We start from the raw sequence: 13,143 nt of genomic DNA on the forward strand, positions 1-13,143 counted from the left end.
GTCGCCATGCTCACCGTTCGACTTGAACCGCTCCTGGAACAGCAGCTCGACCAGCTCGCTCGGGATACCGGCCGGTCCAAGAGCTTCTACGTCAAAGAGGCGCTGACCCGGTATTTGGAAGACCGAGCCGACTACCTCACCGCGGTGGCGGCACTCGAACGCGGCGACGAAGCACTGTCGGCCGCCGATGCCAGGCGTGAACTTGGCCTATGACGTCGCGTACGACCGCGGGGCCGTCAAGCAGCTCAGGAGACTAGACCGAGCGACAGCGCGACGGATTCTCGACTACATGGATGCCATCGGTGCGCTCGATGATCCGCGGACGCGGGGAAAGGGGCTCACGGGCGATCGGCCCGGGATCTGGCGGTACCGCGTGGGTGACTATCGAGTCCTGTGTGACATCCGCGACGGTGTGCTCACGATCCTGGTAGTCGATGTCGGCCATCGCAGTGGGGTCTACGGATGATGTGCTCCTCACCCCGTCAGGCGGCGGAGGCGGTCGCGGGGAGCAGGGCGAGGGCGTCGGTGAGGATCTGCTCGTAGTCGCGGACGTCGAACTCGTAGGGCAGCTCGAGCCGGAACTCGGTGACCGGTCCCGTCTCCGGGGTGAACGCCGGGTCTGCGGCGAGCCGTTCGGCGATCTCCGCGATCGGTCCCACGAGGTCCTCTGCGAACAGCGTGCGCTTCTCGCCGTGCGCTGCGAGGGTGCGGTCGTGGCGCGACCGCGCGTACTCCCGGTAGCGCGCCGCGGTGGCGCGGTCGGCGCTGTCGGTGGGCACGATCACCCGCCCGACGGCGACCCGCCTGCCCTCGCCGCCCGCGCGCCGGAAGGCATCGATCAGAGCGGCCTGCACGGTGCCGAAATCATCGGAGTCGATACCCGCGGCCGAGACGATGTTGCCGGTGAGCAGGTGCAGGCCGGACTCGCCGGTCCACCGCGACGACCCGAGAGACGTTCCGCCGTACCACGATCGGTCGGCGAGACCCGGCGCGTGCGGCTGCAGGCGGGGCCGCTGCACGTTGCCGGGAGACTCGATCCGGGTGCCCTCGTCGCCCAGGTACGCGCCCCGTAGGTGCTCGACGGTGCGCGCCACCCGCGCGTACCCGGATTCGGTCGGGCGCTGGTCGAAGACCACGTCCGCGAGCAGATCCGCGTGCGGCATCCCGGTCGAGAACCCCGCCTGGATCCGGCCGTGCGACAACGCATCGGCGAGGGAGAGATCCTCCGCCAGCCGGAACGGGTTCTCGTAGCCGATCGGGATGACGGCGGTGCCCAGCTCGATCGCACTGGTGCGTTGCGAGGCCGCGCCGAGGAAGACCGCTGCGGAGGAGATCCCGTGCTCCAGATGGCGTTGTCGTACCCACGCGCCGCGGTAGCCCAGGCGTTCACCGAACTCGATGAGCCGCAGGGTGTCCTCGAGTCCGGCGGCAGGATTCTCGTCGGCGTAGTTGCCGGGGGTGAGGAAGGCGAGCGACTCGATCGTCACCGGTCAGAACCCCGCGGCCGGATTGACCTCGGACTTCGGCAGCGCGGAGGACGGGACCTTCCACTTCTCGAACAGCCTCTGGTACTCGCCGCGCGCGATCAGCGTGTTGATCGCCTGCGAGATCGCCGGCGCGATCGGCGATCCCTTCGCAGTCACGAAACCGACCACGGTGGTGGAGTACTCGCCGAGGAACCTCGTGCCGGGCACCTTGTCCACCAGGTAGCGCAGGGAGAGCGTGGGGCCGAAGTACGCGTCCACCCTGTTGTTCTGCAAGCTGAGAATGACGGCGCCCTGGTCGTCCAGGTACTGGACGGTGTACGCGGGCTTGCCCTTCGACGTGCACTGCTGCACGCCCTTCTCCAGGATCTGCTGGAAGGTGGTGCCCGAGCCGGTGACGATCTTCTTGCCGCACAGGTCCTCCAGCGTCTTCACGCTCGTCAGGCCGGAGTTCGACGAGCCGACGAAGGACTGCCCGTCGTTCAGGTAGGTCGCGAAGTCGACCACCTCCAGGCGCGGCTTGGTGACGCCGAAGTTGCCCTGGCCCACCTGGTACCGGCCGTTCTGAACGCCGGGGATGATCGTGGAGAAGGTCCCGATCTCCTGCTTCCAGGTCACGCCCAGCGCCTTCGCCACGGCGTTGCGCAGGTCCACGTCAAGCCCCACCGGGTTGCCGTCCGGCACCTCCCCGGCGTGGGGCAGGTTGTTGATGCCGGGCTGCCGGGTCAGCCCCAGCGTCAGTTCCTTCGTTCCGGCCGGAAGCAGGGCTTGAGCGGCGGGATCGACGGCGACGGACGACACCACGTCCTGCGTCGGGATCGGGTAGGCCGAGCTCGGCGCCGCCGGATCGGACGAACCGCCGCACGCCGCGAGGACGGTGGCGGCGGCGATCAGCGGCAGGGCGAGTAGGGCGCGGCTGCGCATGGGGTCTCCTCGGATTCGGATGTAGCGGGGATCAGCGCACGGCCGCGAGGAATTCGCGGGTGCGGGGGTGCTCGGCGTCGGCGAAGATCGCTTCGGGCCGGCCGGTCTCGACGATGCGGCCGTTGTCCATGAAGATCACGGTGTCGGCGACGTCGCGGGCGAAGCCGATCTCGTGCGTCACGACGACGAGGGTCATGCCCGACTCGGCGAGGTCGCGGATCACCGCCAGTACCTCGCCGACGAGCTCCGGGTCGAGCGCGGAGGTCGGTTCGTCGAAGAGCACGACGTCGGGTCGCATCGTGAGGGTGCGGGCGATCGCCACCCGCTGCTGTTGGCCGCCCGAGAGCTGCGACGGGTACGCCCTCTCACGGCCCGCGAGCCCGACGCGGGCGAGGAGCTCGCGTCCGCGGTCGGCCGCCTCGGCGGGGGAGACGCCGGTGGCGATCGGGCCCTCGACGAGGTTCTCCAACACGGTGAAGTGCGGAAAGAGGTTGAACTGCTGGAAGACCATCCCGATGCGGCGGCGCTGCCGCGCCACGTCCCGAGGGTGCAGCTCGCGCAGGACGGTGCTGGACTGGCCCCGCTCGCTCCGCTCCCGGCGGCCGGTGAACCCGACCCGTTTGCCGCCTTCGCGGTAGCCGATCAGGTCGCCGTCCACCCGGACATAGCCCGCATCGGGCCGCTCCAGGTGGTTGATGCACCGCAGCAACGTCGACTTCCCGGACCCGGAGGGGCCGAGGATGATGGCGACCTCGCCCGGTGCGACGTCCAGGTCGACGCCGCGCAGCACCTCGGTGCCGCCGAAGGACTTCCGGAGCCCGCGGACCTCGACGGCGCTCATCCGCGGTGACCCGCCGCGCGCACGGGGAGCCGCGGGCGCAGCCGCGCCGCGTCGGCGAGGACCTCCCGGAAGGGACGGACGCCCAGTCGACCACGGTGGAAGCGACGCTCCACGAAGTACTGGCCCACGGCCAGGACCGAGGTGATCACGATGTACCAGATCGTGGCGACCAGCAGCAGCGGCATCACGGTGAAGTTCTGGTTGTAGACGAGCTGCACCGAGTACAGCAGGTCGGTCACGGCGATGACGCTGACCAGCGACGTCGACTTGAGCAGCCCGATCAGCAGATTGCCGGACGCGGGGATGATCGCGGGCATCGCCTGCGGGAGGACGATCCGGCGGAAGATGCGGCGCGGGCTCAGGCCCAGCGACCGCGCCGCCTCGGTCTGTCCCGGATCCACGGAGACCAGCCCGCCCCGCACGATCTCGGCGGCGAAGGCGGCCACGTCGAGGGTGAGCGCGATGAACGCCGCGACCAGGCCGCTGATCAGATGGGTGGTGTCGACCGTGACGAACTCAGGCCCGAACGGAATACCCAGCGACAGCTTCGGATACAGCGAGGCGAGCTGGAACCAGAAGAGCAGCAGCACCAACGGCGGAACGGACCGCACGATCCAGACGAAGCCGAAGGACACCGCGCGGAGCAGTGGACCGCCCCACAGGCGCATCGCCGCCAGACCGACCCCGAGAACGAAGCCCGCCGCGAAGGTGACGGCGGTGAGCCACAGCGTCAGCCAGAGGCCCTTGAGAATCGCGGCCTGGGTGAAGTAGTGCGCCACCGTGGGCCAGTGGAAGCGTTCATTGGTGAGGACGGTGTGCACCAGCATCGCGCCGAGCACGGCCACCGCGGCGGCGGCGAGCCAGCGTCCAGGACGCCGGCGCGGGACCAGCCGCACCGCGTCGCCTGGGGTGTCCGCGGACGAGCCGAACACCGCCCGCGGCGGGGAGAGAATCGTTGTCGCCATGATGATCGACCGTAAGTCGTTGGCGCGCAGAGAAGAAGGTTTTCAATCGCCCTGACCGGATGCGGCGATCCCGGAATCGAAGGCGTACCGGACGGCGTGCGCGCGGTCCCGGAGCTGCGCCTTCGCGAACAGATTGTTGATGTGCGTCTTCACCGTCGACTCGCTGACGAACAGGCGCGCGGCGATGTCGCGGTTGGTCAGCCCGTCGGCGATGAGCCGCAGCACCTCCGTCTCGCGGGGCGTCAGATCCGCGGGCGGCACCGTCGGCGGGCCCGACGGTGCCCGACCGGCTCCGGAGCCCCCTGTCGCCGACGCCAGCAGGCGCTGCTGCACCTGCGGATCGAGCACGGACTGTCCCGCGGCGGCCGCCGTGATCGCCGCGGCGATCTCGGTCCGTCCCGCGTTCTTGGTGAGATACCCGCGGGCGCCGGCCTGCAGGCCGCGGAGGATCGACTCCTCGTCGTCGAAGGTGGTCAGGAGGATCACGGCGGTCTCGGGGGCGTCCGCGAGGACGCGCTCGGTGGCGCCGGCACCGTCGAGGTTCGGCATCCGCAGGTCGGTGAGCAGGACGTCGGGGCGCTGTTCCCGCACCAGCGCGACCGCTTCGACGCCGTCGGCGGCGACGCCGACCACGCTGATCCCCGGCGTGAGGTCGAGCATCGCGGCCACGGCGTCGCGGATGGTGCCCTGGTCGTCGGCCACGACCACGCGGATGTCCTTCACTCACAGCTCCTTCGTCGGGGAGGCGGACGGCGGCAGGATCAGGCGGACCGCCCAGCCGCCGTCGCCGGTGGGGCCGGCGTGGAGCGTGCCGCCCGCCTCGGACGCTCGCTCGCGCATGCCGATCAGCCCCATGCCGGAGCCGTGGATCCCGCTCGCGGTACCGGGGCCGTTGACGACGGTGAGCTCGGCACCGTCGGGCGTGGCGGAGAGGCTGGCCGTGACGGGCGCGCCCACCGCGTACCGCCGGGCGTTGGTGATCGCCTCCTGCGCGACCCGCAGCACCGCCCGCGCCTGCGTATCCGTCAGCTCGACGGGCCCGGAGTGCACCGATTCCCGGGGCCCGTCCGCGAGCGCGGCGAGCGCGGTCGGGAGGTCGACGGTGTCCTCCCGCAGGGCATGGACCGCGCTGCGGGCCTCGGTGACCCCGTCGGCGATCGCGCGGCGGGCGCGCTGGACGGCGGCGCGGGCGTCCCCGGGGCGGTCGGCCTCGAGCAGCGCGTCGGCGAGCTCGAGTTGCATGCCCGCGCCCGAGAGCGTGTGAGCGAGGACGTCGTGCAGTTCGCGCGCGATGCGGGCGCGCTCGGCGAGCGCACTGCCGCGGGCCTCCGACTCCGCCGTGAGTCGGGTCTGGTCGACGAGTTGCTCCAGCGCCTGCGTGCGCTCGCGGCGGGTCCGTCGCGCGATGCCCGCCCACACGGTGACCGCGATCGTCAGGCCGATCCAGAAATCCCCTGAGCGTTGGAGTCCGAGCCCCACCGCGACGGTGCCGCCGAGCAGCGCCGCGAGGGGGATCGATACCCGCTGCGGGAAGCGGACCCCGTAGTACACGGCGGAGGTGTAGAGCACGACGCCCGTGCCCGGGTTCTGCTGCAGCACGAAGAGCGCGGCGCCGGCAACGGCGCCGACCGCTTCCACGGCGATCCAGCCGCGTTCGGTGAGGCGGGCCGCCGGGACAGCCCGGGCCACGACCACGACGCACAGCACCGCGGCGAGGATCGGAGCGAGTGGGAGGTGCTCGCTCCAGCGGAGGGTGAACGCCGCGAAGGCCATTCCGATGACTGAGGCGGCGAACCCGAAGCGCATGCGGTCACTGTCGAACACCTGGCAATGATGGCAGAGTGCGGCGGGTGGGGTGAGGCGCGTTCCGGCGGGGTGGGAAAATGGTGGGCATGTCGCCTTCATCGATGTCCAGTGCCGCCGCCGACCTGACGGTGCACTCGATCATCGACGCCCGCGCGCGGCTCGCCGGCGTCGTGTCGGTGAGCCCGTTGCAGCACTGTGAGCGGCTCTCCGCGCTGACCGGCGCGAAGGTCTACCTCAAGCGCGAGGACCTGCAGGTGGTCCGCTCCTACAAGATCCGCGGCGCGTACAACCTGATGGCGCAGCTGACCGAGGCCGAGAAGGCCGCGGGCGTCGTCGCGGCCTCGGCCGGCAACCACGCGCAGGGCGTGGCCTTCGCGTGCCGGGCGATGGAGGTGCACGGCCGCATCTACGTGCCCACCACCACACCCAAGCAGAAGCGCGACCGCATCCGTGCCCACGGCGGCCGGTACGTCGAGCTGATCGCCACTGGCGAGACCTACGACGCCGCGGCGGCCGCCGCGCAGGCCGACGTCGCTTCCACGGGCGCGACCTGGGTGCACGCCTTCGACGATCCCCGGACCACCGCGGGGCAGGGCACCATCGGCGTGGAGCTCGTCGAGCAGCTCGGCGGCGTCGTGCCCGACGTGACGGTGATGCCCGTCGGCGGCGCCGGCTGTTTCGCCGGCATCACGCGCTACCTGCGCTCGCAGTCCGCGTCCGCGACGATCGTCGGCGCCGAGCCCGCCGGGGCGCCGTCACTGGCGCGCGCTCTCGAGGCCGGGGGGCCGGTCGACCTGCCCACCATCGACCCCTTCGTCGACGGTGCCGCCGTCAAGCGGATCGGTTCGATCGGGTACGACGTCGCCGTGTCCGAGGGCGCGTCGGTCTGGCCGGCGCACGAAGTCTGCGACGTGAGGTCCGGCGAGCTCGGCATCATCGAGGTCGACGAAGGCGCCGTCTGCACCGCCATGCTGGACCTGTACCAGAACGAGGGCGTGATCGCGGAGCCCGCGGGCGCGCTGTCGGTGGCGGCGCTCTCGCAGCTGCGGTTCGAGCCCGGCGCGACGGTGGTGTGCCTGCTGTCCGGCGGCAACAACGACGTCTCGCGGTACAACGAGGTGATCGAGCGATCGCTCGTGCATCAGGGGCTCAAGCACTACTTCCTGGTCGCCTTCCCGCAGGAACCCGGCGCCCTGCGCCGCTTCCTCGACGACGTCCTCGGCCCCGACGACGACATCACGCTGTTCGAGTACGTCAAGCGCAACAACCGGGACACCGGTGAGGCGCTCGTAGGTGTGGAGCTGGGGCGGGCCGGGGACCTCGGTGCGCTGTTGCAGCGGATGGACTCCTCGCGGTTGCACTGCGAGCGGCTCGAGCCGGGGTCTCCGGCGTACCGCTACCTGACGTAGCTCCCCGTCGGGCCGGATCAGTTCTTCGGGGTGATCACCAGGTCGGTCTGGATGAAGGGATCGTCGCCAGGGAGAATCCGAACCGGCTGATACCATTCGATGCCGACGGGCTTGGTCGTCCGGATGTTCTCGCCGTAACTGTTCGTGTACTGGAAAAGATAGCTGCTGAACTGTCCGGTGTTCCCGCAGAACACGGTCATTCCGTAGCGCGTGTCGGAATCCTTACCCTGGATCGCCTTGACCGTGCACGAATCGGGATACTTGTAGTAGTCGTTGCCCGTTCTGCCTTCGATGAACTTGATCGGTCCGCTGTCCGCAACGGCCGTGCCTGGCGCAGAAGCGAGAGCCACGCCCGCACACAGGGCAACGGCTGCGGCAGCCGTGAAAAGACTCGAGTGCGACTTCGGTCCCGAGGTGGAGAGTCGGAGTGCCATCGGTTTCGATCCTCGTCTGGTAGTCGGTGGTCTAGTAGTCGGTGCCGGCGACGGCGGGCGATCCGTTCGATCTCTTGATCTCCCAGCCCTGGGCGTACACGATGTCGGCGTTGAAGCTGTTGGGCTGGATGTTCGCCTGCTGCAGCTTGCCGTCTCGGTAGATCCACCGGTCGCCGCTCATCTGCGTCTTGTAGTAGTAGGGCGTTGCGGAAAGCCCTTCGACCTTGGGGGTGATCTTGATCTGATCGGTCTGGGTGAAGGTCTTCGTCGTGCCCTGCGTGTACGTGACTCCGTAGGACCTGGAGAACGAGGCGCTGGCCGGAATGAATGTGCTCCACTTCGAGATGTCGACGGACAGTGTCGCTGTCGACGTATCCGAGATCGCCACCTGGTCGGTCACGGCCTTGGCGTTCGCCACGCTCAGCGTGCTCTCGATTCCCTTGGGGAGGATGATGGAGGGACCGGCGGGCTCGGAGTAGTTCCGCAGCAACTCCGCGACGTTGTAGCCGACGCCGTTCTTCGGAATGTCGTCTTTGCTGGTGTAGACCTCATTCCCGACCGGGTACGAAGGAACCGCGGAGGCGATCCCGGCGCTCGGACCGCCAAGAATCAACATCGATGCAATGCCGATCGTTGCAAGCAGGGATAGACCTTTGCGTAAGCCCATGAGACCTCCTCGGGATGAGCTGTGTGGTCCAGCTGAGGCTAAGCATAGCTACGGTAAGTAATTGACTGAAGTGTGCGTCGTATCACGTACCCACCCGAGGCGGCGTCGCCGCCTTCCTTCGCCACCGTGCCCGCTCCGGGGACCGGTGCGAGCACCGAGGACAGGAGCGCTACCGGAACACGCTGACGGAGCACCAGACGGAACTGAGCCGGTGGCGGCTGCAGCGGGTGATGACGGTGCGCGAGCCCGTGCACGCGAACGCTCATCTGACAGGAGTTCGGCATGACGTCGGGTGGCGGTCAGTTCGAGTTCATGCCATGACGGCGGCTATCGAGCGCGTTCTTCCAGAAGGACTCACGCAGCAGGATCGTCTCGGCCTTCGTCTTGGGATCGAAGATCTCAAGGATCGAGTACTGGAAATTGTCGATGATGTGCTGATCGCCGAGCTCGGATCGAATTCGTGTGAGCTCCTTGTTGCCGCCCGTCAGATTCGCGAGATGTGCGTACCCGGACCACCTCTGCCAGAGGCCGCCGGCCTCGCCCGACGCGGACCCCACGTACAGGCGACCGTTGCTGGTGTCGGCGATGACGTAGACGCCTTTGACGCTGGAGAGAGCGTCCTTCCAGCTCGGCTCGTCGTTCCGGATGATTCTCTGCAGCTCGTGGTGCTTGAGTCGAACGGTGTTATAACCCGGGAACGTGCCGAGTTTCGTGTCCGGTGCGAGTTCGTACACCTCCGGGTTGAGTTCGCTCTCCTGTAGACCGAGGTACTTGCGCAGGTAGACGTTCCGTCCGACGGGAACCTCGAGCTTGACGATCAGCCGCTGGATGTACTCCGAGTGAAGGTCCAGCAGCTCGAGGTCGTAGCCGGGTCCGCCGAAGACCGTGGGAACCGAATTCGTGACGCGGAAGGCGCCTCCGAAGATGAAGTACTGGGGTCCGTACGGGTAGTACTGCGCAAACGCCAGGAGGTACTCCGCGGAGCCCATGTTGTTGTTCGTGTTGTTCTTCTCGCGGTGGCGGTTCATGTCCAGCCACAGTTCGGGATCGTCGCCGGTCATGAGGTCCCAGGCGTTGCCCCCATCGCGGCCGGCGCGCATGTTGAACTTCACTTTGGTGCGCTCGGGGTGCGGCACGGGCAGGAAGTCGGTGAAGCGGATCATCGTCGACTCCTGGTCACCGTGCTGGCGTGGCGGAGCCGGATTCCGTCCCCGATCACAGACACCGTCGATCGCCCCCTTGTTGTCCACCGGGTAACCCCGTGAGAGGAACCTCACCGAGTATCGCCGAGATCGAACGCGGAGTGGTGGCACTCGAGCGGACCGGCGCCACGCAGGGCGCAGTTCTGCGGCGGTGGTTCATCAGCCGCGTCCTCGACCCGTGGGCGGATGACGGCGAGTTGCTGGACCGTCCGTACTGAGTCCGTCCGGTCAGGAGACCGGAATCGGCTGCTGCGCGCGGTGTGCGGCGACGCGCTGCTGGAGGAACCAGGACTGGGCGTAGAGCGTGACGCCGATGAAGAGCATCGTGGTGACGCCGGCGAAGCCGCGGCCGGTGTGATCGCCCAGCGCGAGGGGGACCAGGATGTCCACGGCGATGTGCAGGCCGATCGCGACGATCCACAGGCCGATCGTTGCGGCCGTGCCCTGGCGCAGGTAGCGGCCGTCGGGGCCGGGGAAGACCTTGGTGGTCAGCGCCCGCGGATAGGCGAGCGCCACGGCGATGATCAGGCCGAGCGCGGCCGCGATCGCGTGGCCCGCGCCGACCTCTCCGCCGGTCGAGACGTACTGCACCGTCTGGACCAGGCCGACGGCGGCGAGGACGAGCGCGATACGGGAGGTCCTGTCCTTGAGCGGTCGGGCCTGCAGCTGGCGGTAGAAGATCCAGCCGATGGCGAGAACGGCGATGACTACGGTGGTTGCTGTATTCATGTGCATCACTCTGTCGCGATCGGGCCCGCAGCGGATCGACCGTCGGGTGGAGATCCGGGTGGAGACGTAGCCTCGACCCCATGCAGATCAGCGAGAACCTGACCCTGGCCGTCGTCGATTTCCTGAGCGCGGGAACGCGGACCGGTCACCTCGCCTACCTCGCCGGTGACGGACGCCCGCTCACCACTCCGGTCTGGTTCGTCGTGGACGACGGCGCCCTCGTTTTCGCGACCGGCCGGGACACCCCGAAGGGGCGCCTGCTGGCGAAGGACCCGCGCGTGGCGGTGTCCGTCGACCTGCAGGAGCCGCCCTACGCGTTCGCCCAGGTTCAGGGCGTCGCGGAGTTCGTCGACGACCCCGACTACCTGCTGACGATCTGTACCGCCTGCGGCGTCCGCTACATGGGCGCCGAGCGGGGCGAGGAGTTCGGCCGGCGCAACGCCGTGCCCGAGGAGATCGTCGTGAGGGTTCGCCCCACCCGCGTCCTGTTCAACGGCGACGTCACCGCCTGAGCGTCAACCGAGCTGGTCGACCGCGCCCTTGATCAGCGCGAGGCTGTGCGCGCGTTCGTCGCGCCCGGGGATCATGCCGGAGATCATCAGCTCCTGCGGCTGCGTGCGGGTGAGCAGCTCGCGCAGCTCGTCGCGGACCGTCTCCTGCGAGCCGACGATCCACGCCGAGGTGGTCGGGGCGATCGCGTGTTCCTGCTCGGGCGTCAGGGGCTGCGCCGCGGCCTGCTGGTAGGTCAGCATCCGGCCGGGGTTTCCGGTGCGTACCCGGTACATCGACGCCTTCGCGGGCGCGGCGATGCGCTGCGCCTCCTCGTCCGTGTCCGCGGCGACGACGGTGACCGTCAGCATCGCGTTGGGAGCGTCCAGATCGCCGGGGCGGAAGGTCTCGCGGTACTCGGCGAGCGCCGGCAGGGTGGCCTGCGGTGCGAAGTGCCGTGCGAAGGCGAAGGGCAGGCCGAGTAGGCCGGCCAGCTTCGCGCTGAACGTCGACGAGCCCAGGAGCCAGATCTCGGGGTTGGAGCCGATGCCCGGCGTGGCGGTGATGGCCGCATACGGGTGATCGGCGGGGAAGTCGTCGCGGAGGAAGGCCCGCAGGTGGGCGAGCGCCTGGGGGAAGTCGTCGACGGATTCGCTGACCCGGCCGCCGCGCAGCGCGTGCGCCGTGAGCTGGTCGGTGCCGGGCGCGCGGCCGATCCCGAGGTCGATGCGGCCGGGGAACAGGGCGTCGAGGGTGCCGAACTGCTCGGCGACGACCAGTGGCTGGTGGTTCGGCAGCATCACGCCGCCGGAGCCCACCCGAATCGTGGAGGTCGCCGCGGCGATCTGGCCGATCAGCACCGCCGGGGCGGAGCTCGCGATGCCCGGCATCGAGTGATGCTCGGCGACCCAGACCCGCTCGTAGCCGAGGCGTTCGGCCTCCTGCGCGGTTGCGACAGTGTCGCGCAGGGCGTCACCGAAGGACGCACCGTCGACGACGGGGGCGAGCTCGAGCAGGGACAGGCGAGGGAGGGGGAAGGATGCTTCGGTCACTGAAATGACAACCGGGGGCGGCCCGGAATTCATCCCGGACCGCCCCCCGCGAGCGCTGAGTCGGCGACTACACGAGGTCGCGGAGCAGCTCGATCTGCTTCACGCGGCCCGCCGCGTCCTCGGCGATCGGCGTCACGTTCAGCACGGTGGCCCCGGCCTCCTCGAACGCCGCGACCCGCTCCTTGACGAAGCCCTTCGGGCCGATCAGGGAGACGCTGCGCGCCAGCTCGTCCGGGACGGCCTCCGCCGCGGCGGCCTTGTCGCCCGCGAGGTAGAGCTCCTGGATCCGGTCGGCCTCCGCGCCGTAGCCATAGTTGGTGGCCAGGGTGTGGTAGAAGTTCTTGCCCTTGGCGCCCATGCCGCCGATGTACAGCGCGAGGTGCGGTTTGACGAAGCCCAGCAGGTGGTCCACGTTCTCGCCGATCGCCAGCGAAGGGCCCGCGTAGACATCGAGCTCGCCCAACGCGGGATCGCGCTTCGCCTTACCCTCGGCGACCGCCTCGCCCCAGACGTCCTTCGCCTTCTCGGGCAGGAAGAAGATCGGCTGCCAGCCCTCGGCGACCTCGGCGGCCAGCGCGACGTTCTTCTGGCCGAGCGCGGCCAGCAGGACCGGAATGCGCTCGCGCACAGGATGATTGATCAGCTTCAGCGACTTTCCGAGCCCGGTGCCACCGTCCTCCTTGGTGAGCGGCATCTGGTAGTACTTGCCGCGGTGGTCGAGGCGCTCGCGCCGCCAGACCTGACGGCAGATCTCGATGATCTCGCGGGTGCGGCCGATCGGCGCGTCGTACTTCACGCCGTGGAAGCCCTCGATCACCTGCGGTCCGGACGCCCCCAGGCCAAGGATGAACCGGCCGTCCGAGACGTTGTCGAGTCCCGCGGCGGTCATCGCGGTCAACGTGGGAGTGCGGGTGTAGATCTGCAGGATGCCGGACGCGAGTTGCACGCGTTCCGTCTTCGCGGCGAGGTAGCCGAGCGCGCTCACCGCGTCGAACGAGTACGCCTCGGGGACGAAGACGATGTCCAGTCCCGCCCGCTCCAGGTCGAGGACCTCGTCGGCCGTGGCCTTGAACCCGTCCGTGTAGTTGATGCCCAATCCGATTCGCATACGCGCAAGGTTCTCACAAAGCAACCGCTTAGC

At 69.0% G+C, this 13,143-nt stretch carries 16 protein-coding genes; 4 read left to right on the plus strand and 12 right to left on the minus strand.

The genetic code is table 11. The features are described from left to right. The first annotated feature begins 6 nt into the window (after positions 1–6). Together relB and AC21LY_RS06385 are read left to right on the plus strand one after the other, a co-directional pair. The gene (gene relB, locus AC21LY_RS06380) at positions 7–213 is read left to right on the plus strand and encodes a type II toxin-antitoxin system RelB family antitoxin (RefSeq protein ID WP_489045510.1); all 207 of its coding nucleotides are present in this window, start codon (positions 7–9) and stop codon (positions 211–213) included. Next, a complete protein-coding gene (locus tag AC21LY_RS06385) occupies positions 188–466 on the plus strand; it encodes a type II toxin-antitoxin system RelE family toxin (RefSeq protein ID WP_489045511.1) in 279 nt (92 codons plus the stop codon). Before relB ends, AC21LY_RS06385 begins: the two co-directional genes overlap by 26 nt. Before the next feature lie 16 nt (positions 467–482). Here the strand turns inward: AC21LY_RS06385 and AC21LY_RS06390 are convergent, their stop codons facing one another. The 6 genes from AC21LY_RS06390 to AC21LY_RS06415 are packed head-to-tail and all read right to left on the minus strand — an operon-like array spanning position 483 to position 6,038. Continuing rightward, complete coding sequence (locus AC21LY_RS06390) at positions 483–1,487, minus strand: LLM class flavin-dependent oxidoreductase (protein ID WP_489045512.1); 1,005 nt, start codon at positions 1,485–1,487, stop codon at positions 483–485. Between the two features lie 3 nt (positions 1,488–1,490). Next, positions 1,491–2,408: an ABC transporter substrate-binding protein gene (locus tag AC21LY_RS06395; RefSeq protein WP_489045513.1), complete on the minus strand. Its 918-nt coding sequence runs from the start codon at positions 2,406–2,408 to the stop codon at positions 1,491–1,493. 31 nt (positions 2,409–2,439) lie between these two features. Next, a complete protein-coding gene (locus tag AC21LY_RS06400) occupies positions 2,440–3,249 on the minus strand; it encodes an amino acid ABC transporter ATP-binding protein (RefSeq protein ID WP_489045514.1) in 810 nt (269 codons plus the stop codon). Next, the gene (locus AC21LY_RS06405; RefSeq protein ID WP_489045515.1) at positions 3,246–4,214 is read right to left on the minus strand and encodes an amino acid ABC transporter permease; all 969 of its coding nucleotides are present in this window, start codon (positions 4,212–4,214) and stop codon (positions 3,246–3,248) included. Before AC21LY_RS06405 ends, AC21LY_RS06400 begins: the two co-directional genes overlap by 4 nt. Positions 4,215–4,256: 42 nt before the next feature. Next, a complete protein-coding gene (locus tag AC21LY_RS06410; RefSeq protein ID WP_489045516.1) occupies positions 4,257–4,937 on the minus strand; it encodes a response regulator transcription factor in 681 nt (226 codons plus the stop codon). Beyond that, positions 4,938–6,038: a sensor histidine kinase gene (locus tag AC21LY_RS06415; protein ID WP_489045517.1), complete on the minus strand. Its 1,101-nt coding sequence runs from the start codon at positions 6,036–6,038 to the stop codon at positions 4,938–4,940. Between the two features lie 68 nt (positions 6,039–6,106). Here AC21LY_RS06415 and ilvA point away from each other — a divergent pair, with 68 nt between their 5' ends. Next, complete coding sequence (gene ilvA, locus AC21LY_RS06420; RefSeq protein ID WP_489045518.1) at positions 6,107–7,429, plus strand: threonine ammonia-lyase IlvA; 1,323 nt, start codon at positions 6,107–6,109, stop codon at positions 7,427–7,429. A gap of 17 nt (positions 7,430–7,446) precedes the next feature. Here the strand turns inward: ilvA and AC21LY_RS06425 are convergent, their stop codons facing one another. The 4 genes from AC21LY_RS06425 to AC21LY_RS06440 form a co-directional block, all read right to left on the minus strand. Beyond that, entirely contained in the window at positions 7,447–7,863 is a 417-nt protein-coding gene (locus tag AC21LY_RS06425; protein ID WP_489045519.1) for a hypothetical protein, read from the minus strand. A gap of 31 nt (positions 7,864–7,894) precedes the next feature. Then, on the minus strand, positions 7,895–8,530 hold the full coding sequence (locus tag AC21LY_RS06430; RefSeq protein ID WP_489045520.1) for a hypothetical protein: 636 nt from the start codon (positions 8,528–8,530) through the stop codon (positions 7,895–7,897). A gap of 299 nt (positions 8,531–8,829) precedes the next feature. Continuing rightward, positions 8,830–9,693 carry a GIY-YIG nuclease family protein gene (locus tag AC21LY_RS06435; RefSeq protein WP_489045521.1) on the minus strand — a complete coding sequence of 288 codons (864 nt, stop codon included), beginning with the start codon at positions 9,691–9,693 and terminating at the stop codon, positions 8,830–8,832. Between the two features lie 267 nt (positions 9,694–9,960). Next, positions 9,961–10,461, minus strand: a complete 501-nt coding sequence (locus AC21LY_RS06440) for a hypothetical protein (RefSeq protein WP_489045522.1) — start codon at positions 10,459–10,461, stop codon at positions 9,961–9,963. Between the two features lie 80 nt (positions 10,462–10,541). On the opposite strand from AC21LY_RS06440, the gene AC21LY_RS06445 reads away from it, so the two are divergent. Further along, positions 10,542–10,973, plus strand: coding sequence for a PPOX class F420-dependent oxidoreductase (locus tag AC21LY_RS06445; protein ID WP_489045523.1), 432 nt, complete (start codon positions 10,542–10,544; stop codon positions 10,971–10,973). Positions 10,974–10,976: 3 nt separating this feature from the next. On the opposite strand, the gene AC21LY_RS06450 is transcribed toward AC21LY_RS06445, so the two are convergent. Both AC21LY_RS06450 and AC21LY_RS06455 read right to left on the minus strand, forming a co-directional pair. Beyond that, positions 10,977–12,002: an LLM class flavin-dependent oxidoreductase gene (locus AC21LY_RS06450; RefSeq protein ID WP_489045524.1), complete on the minus strand. Its 1,026-nt coding sequence runs from the start codon at positions 12,000–12,002 to the stop codon at positions 10,977–10,979. Positions 12,003–12,069: 67 nt separating this feature from the next. After that, positions 12,070–13,110, minus strand: a complete 1,041-nt coding sequence (locus tag AC21LY_RS06455; protein WP_489045525.1) for an LLM class F420-dependent oxidoreductase — start codon at positions 13,108–13,110, stop codon at positions 12,070–12,072. Between the last annotated feature and the right edge of the window lie 33 nt (positions 13,111–13,143).

The sequence above is a fragment of the Tsukamurella sp. II2bb genome (genome assembly GCF_057815145.1).

What these genes read in the sequence shown, in the direction of transcription:
- relB (WP_489045510.1), top strand. Translation starts at nt 7, where the DNA reads ATGCTCACCGTTCGACTTGAACCGCTCCTGGAACAGCAGCTCGACCAG.
- AC21LY_RS06385 (WP_489045511.1), top strand. Translation starts at nt 188, where the DNA reads ATGCCAGGCGTGAACTTGGCCTATGACGTCGCGTACGACCGCGGGGCC.
- AC21LY_RS06395 (WP_489045513.1), bottom strand. Translation starts at nt 2,408, where the DNA reads ATGCGCAGCCGCGCCCTACTCGCCCTGCCGCTGATCGCCGCCGCCACC.
- AC21LY_RS06400 (WP_489045514.1), bottom strand. Translation starts at nt 3,249, where the DNA reads ATGAGCGCCGTCGAGGTCCGCGGGCTCCGGAAGTCCTTCGGCGGCACC.
- AC21LY_RS06405 (WP_489045515.1), bottom strand. Translation starts at nt 4,214, where the DNA reads ATGGCGACAACGATTCTCTCCCCGCCGCGGGCGGTGTTCGGCTCGTCC.
- ilvA (WP_489045518.1), top strand. Translation starts at nt 6,107, where the DNA reads ATGTCGCCTTCATCGATGTCCAGTGCCGCCGCCGACCTGACGGTGCAC.
- AC21LY_RS06425 (WP_489045519.1), bottom strand. Translation starts at nt 7,863, where the DNA reads ATGGCACTCCGACTCTCCACCTCGGGACCGAAGTCGCACTCGAGTCTT.
- AC21LY_RS06430 (WP_489045520.1), bottom strand. Translation starts at nt 8,530, where the DNA reads ATGGGCTTACGCAAAGGTCTATCCCTGCTTGCAACGATCGGCATTGCA.
- AC21LY_RS06435 (WP_489045521.1), bottom strand. Translation starts at nt 9,693, where the DNA reads ATGATCCGCTTCACCGACTTCCTGCCCGTGCCGCACCCCGAGCGCACC.
- AC21LY_RS06440 (WP_489045522.1), bottom strand. Translation starts at nt 10,461, where the DNA reads ATGAATACAGCAACCACCGTAGTCATCGCCGTTCTCGCCATCGGCTGG.
- AC21LY_RS06445 (WP_489045523.1), top strand. Translation starts at nt 10,542, where the DNA reads ATGCAGATCAGCGAGAACCTGACCCTGGCCGTCGTCGATTTCCTGAGC.
- AC21LY_RS06455 (WP_489045525.1), bottom strand. Translation starts at nt 13,110, where the DNA reads ATGCGAATCGGATTGGGCATCAACTACACGGACGGGTTCAAGGCCACG.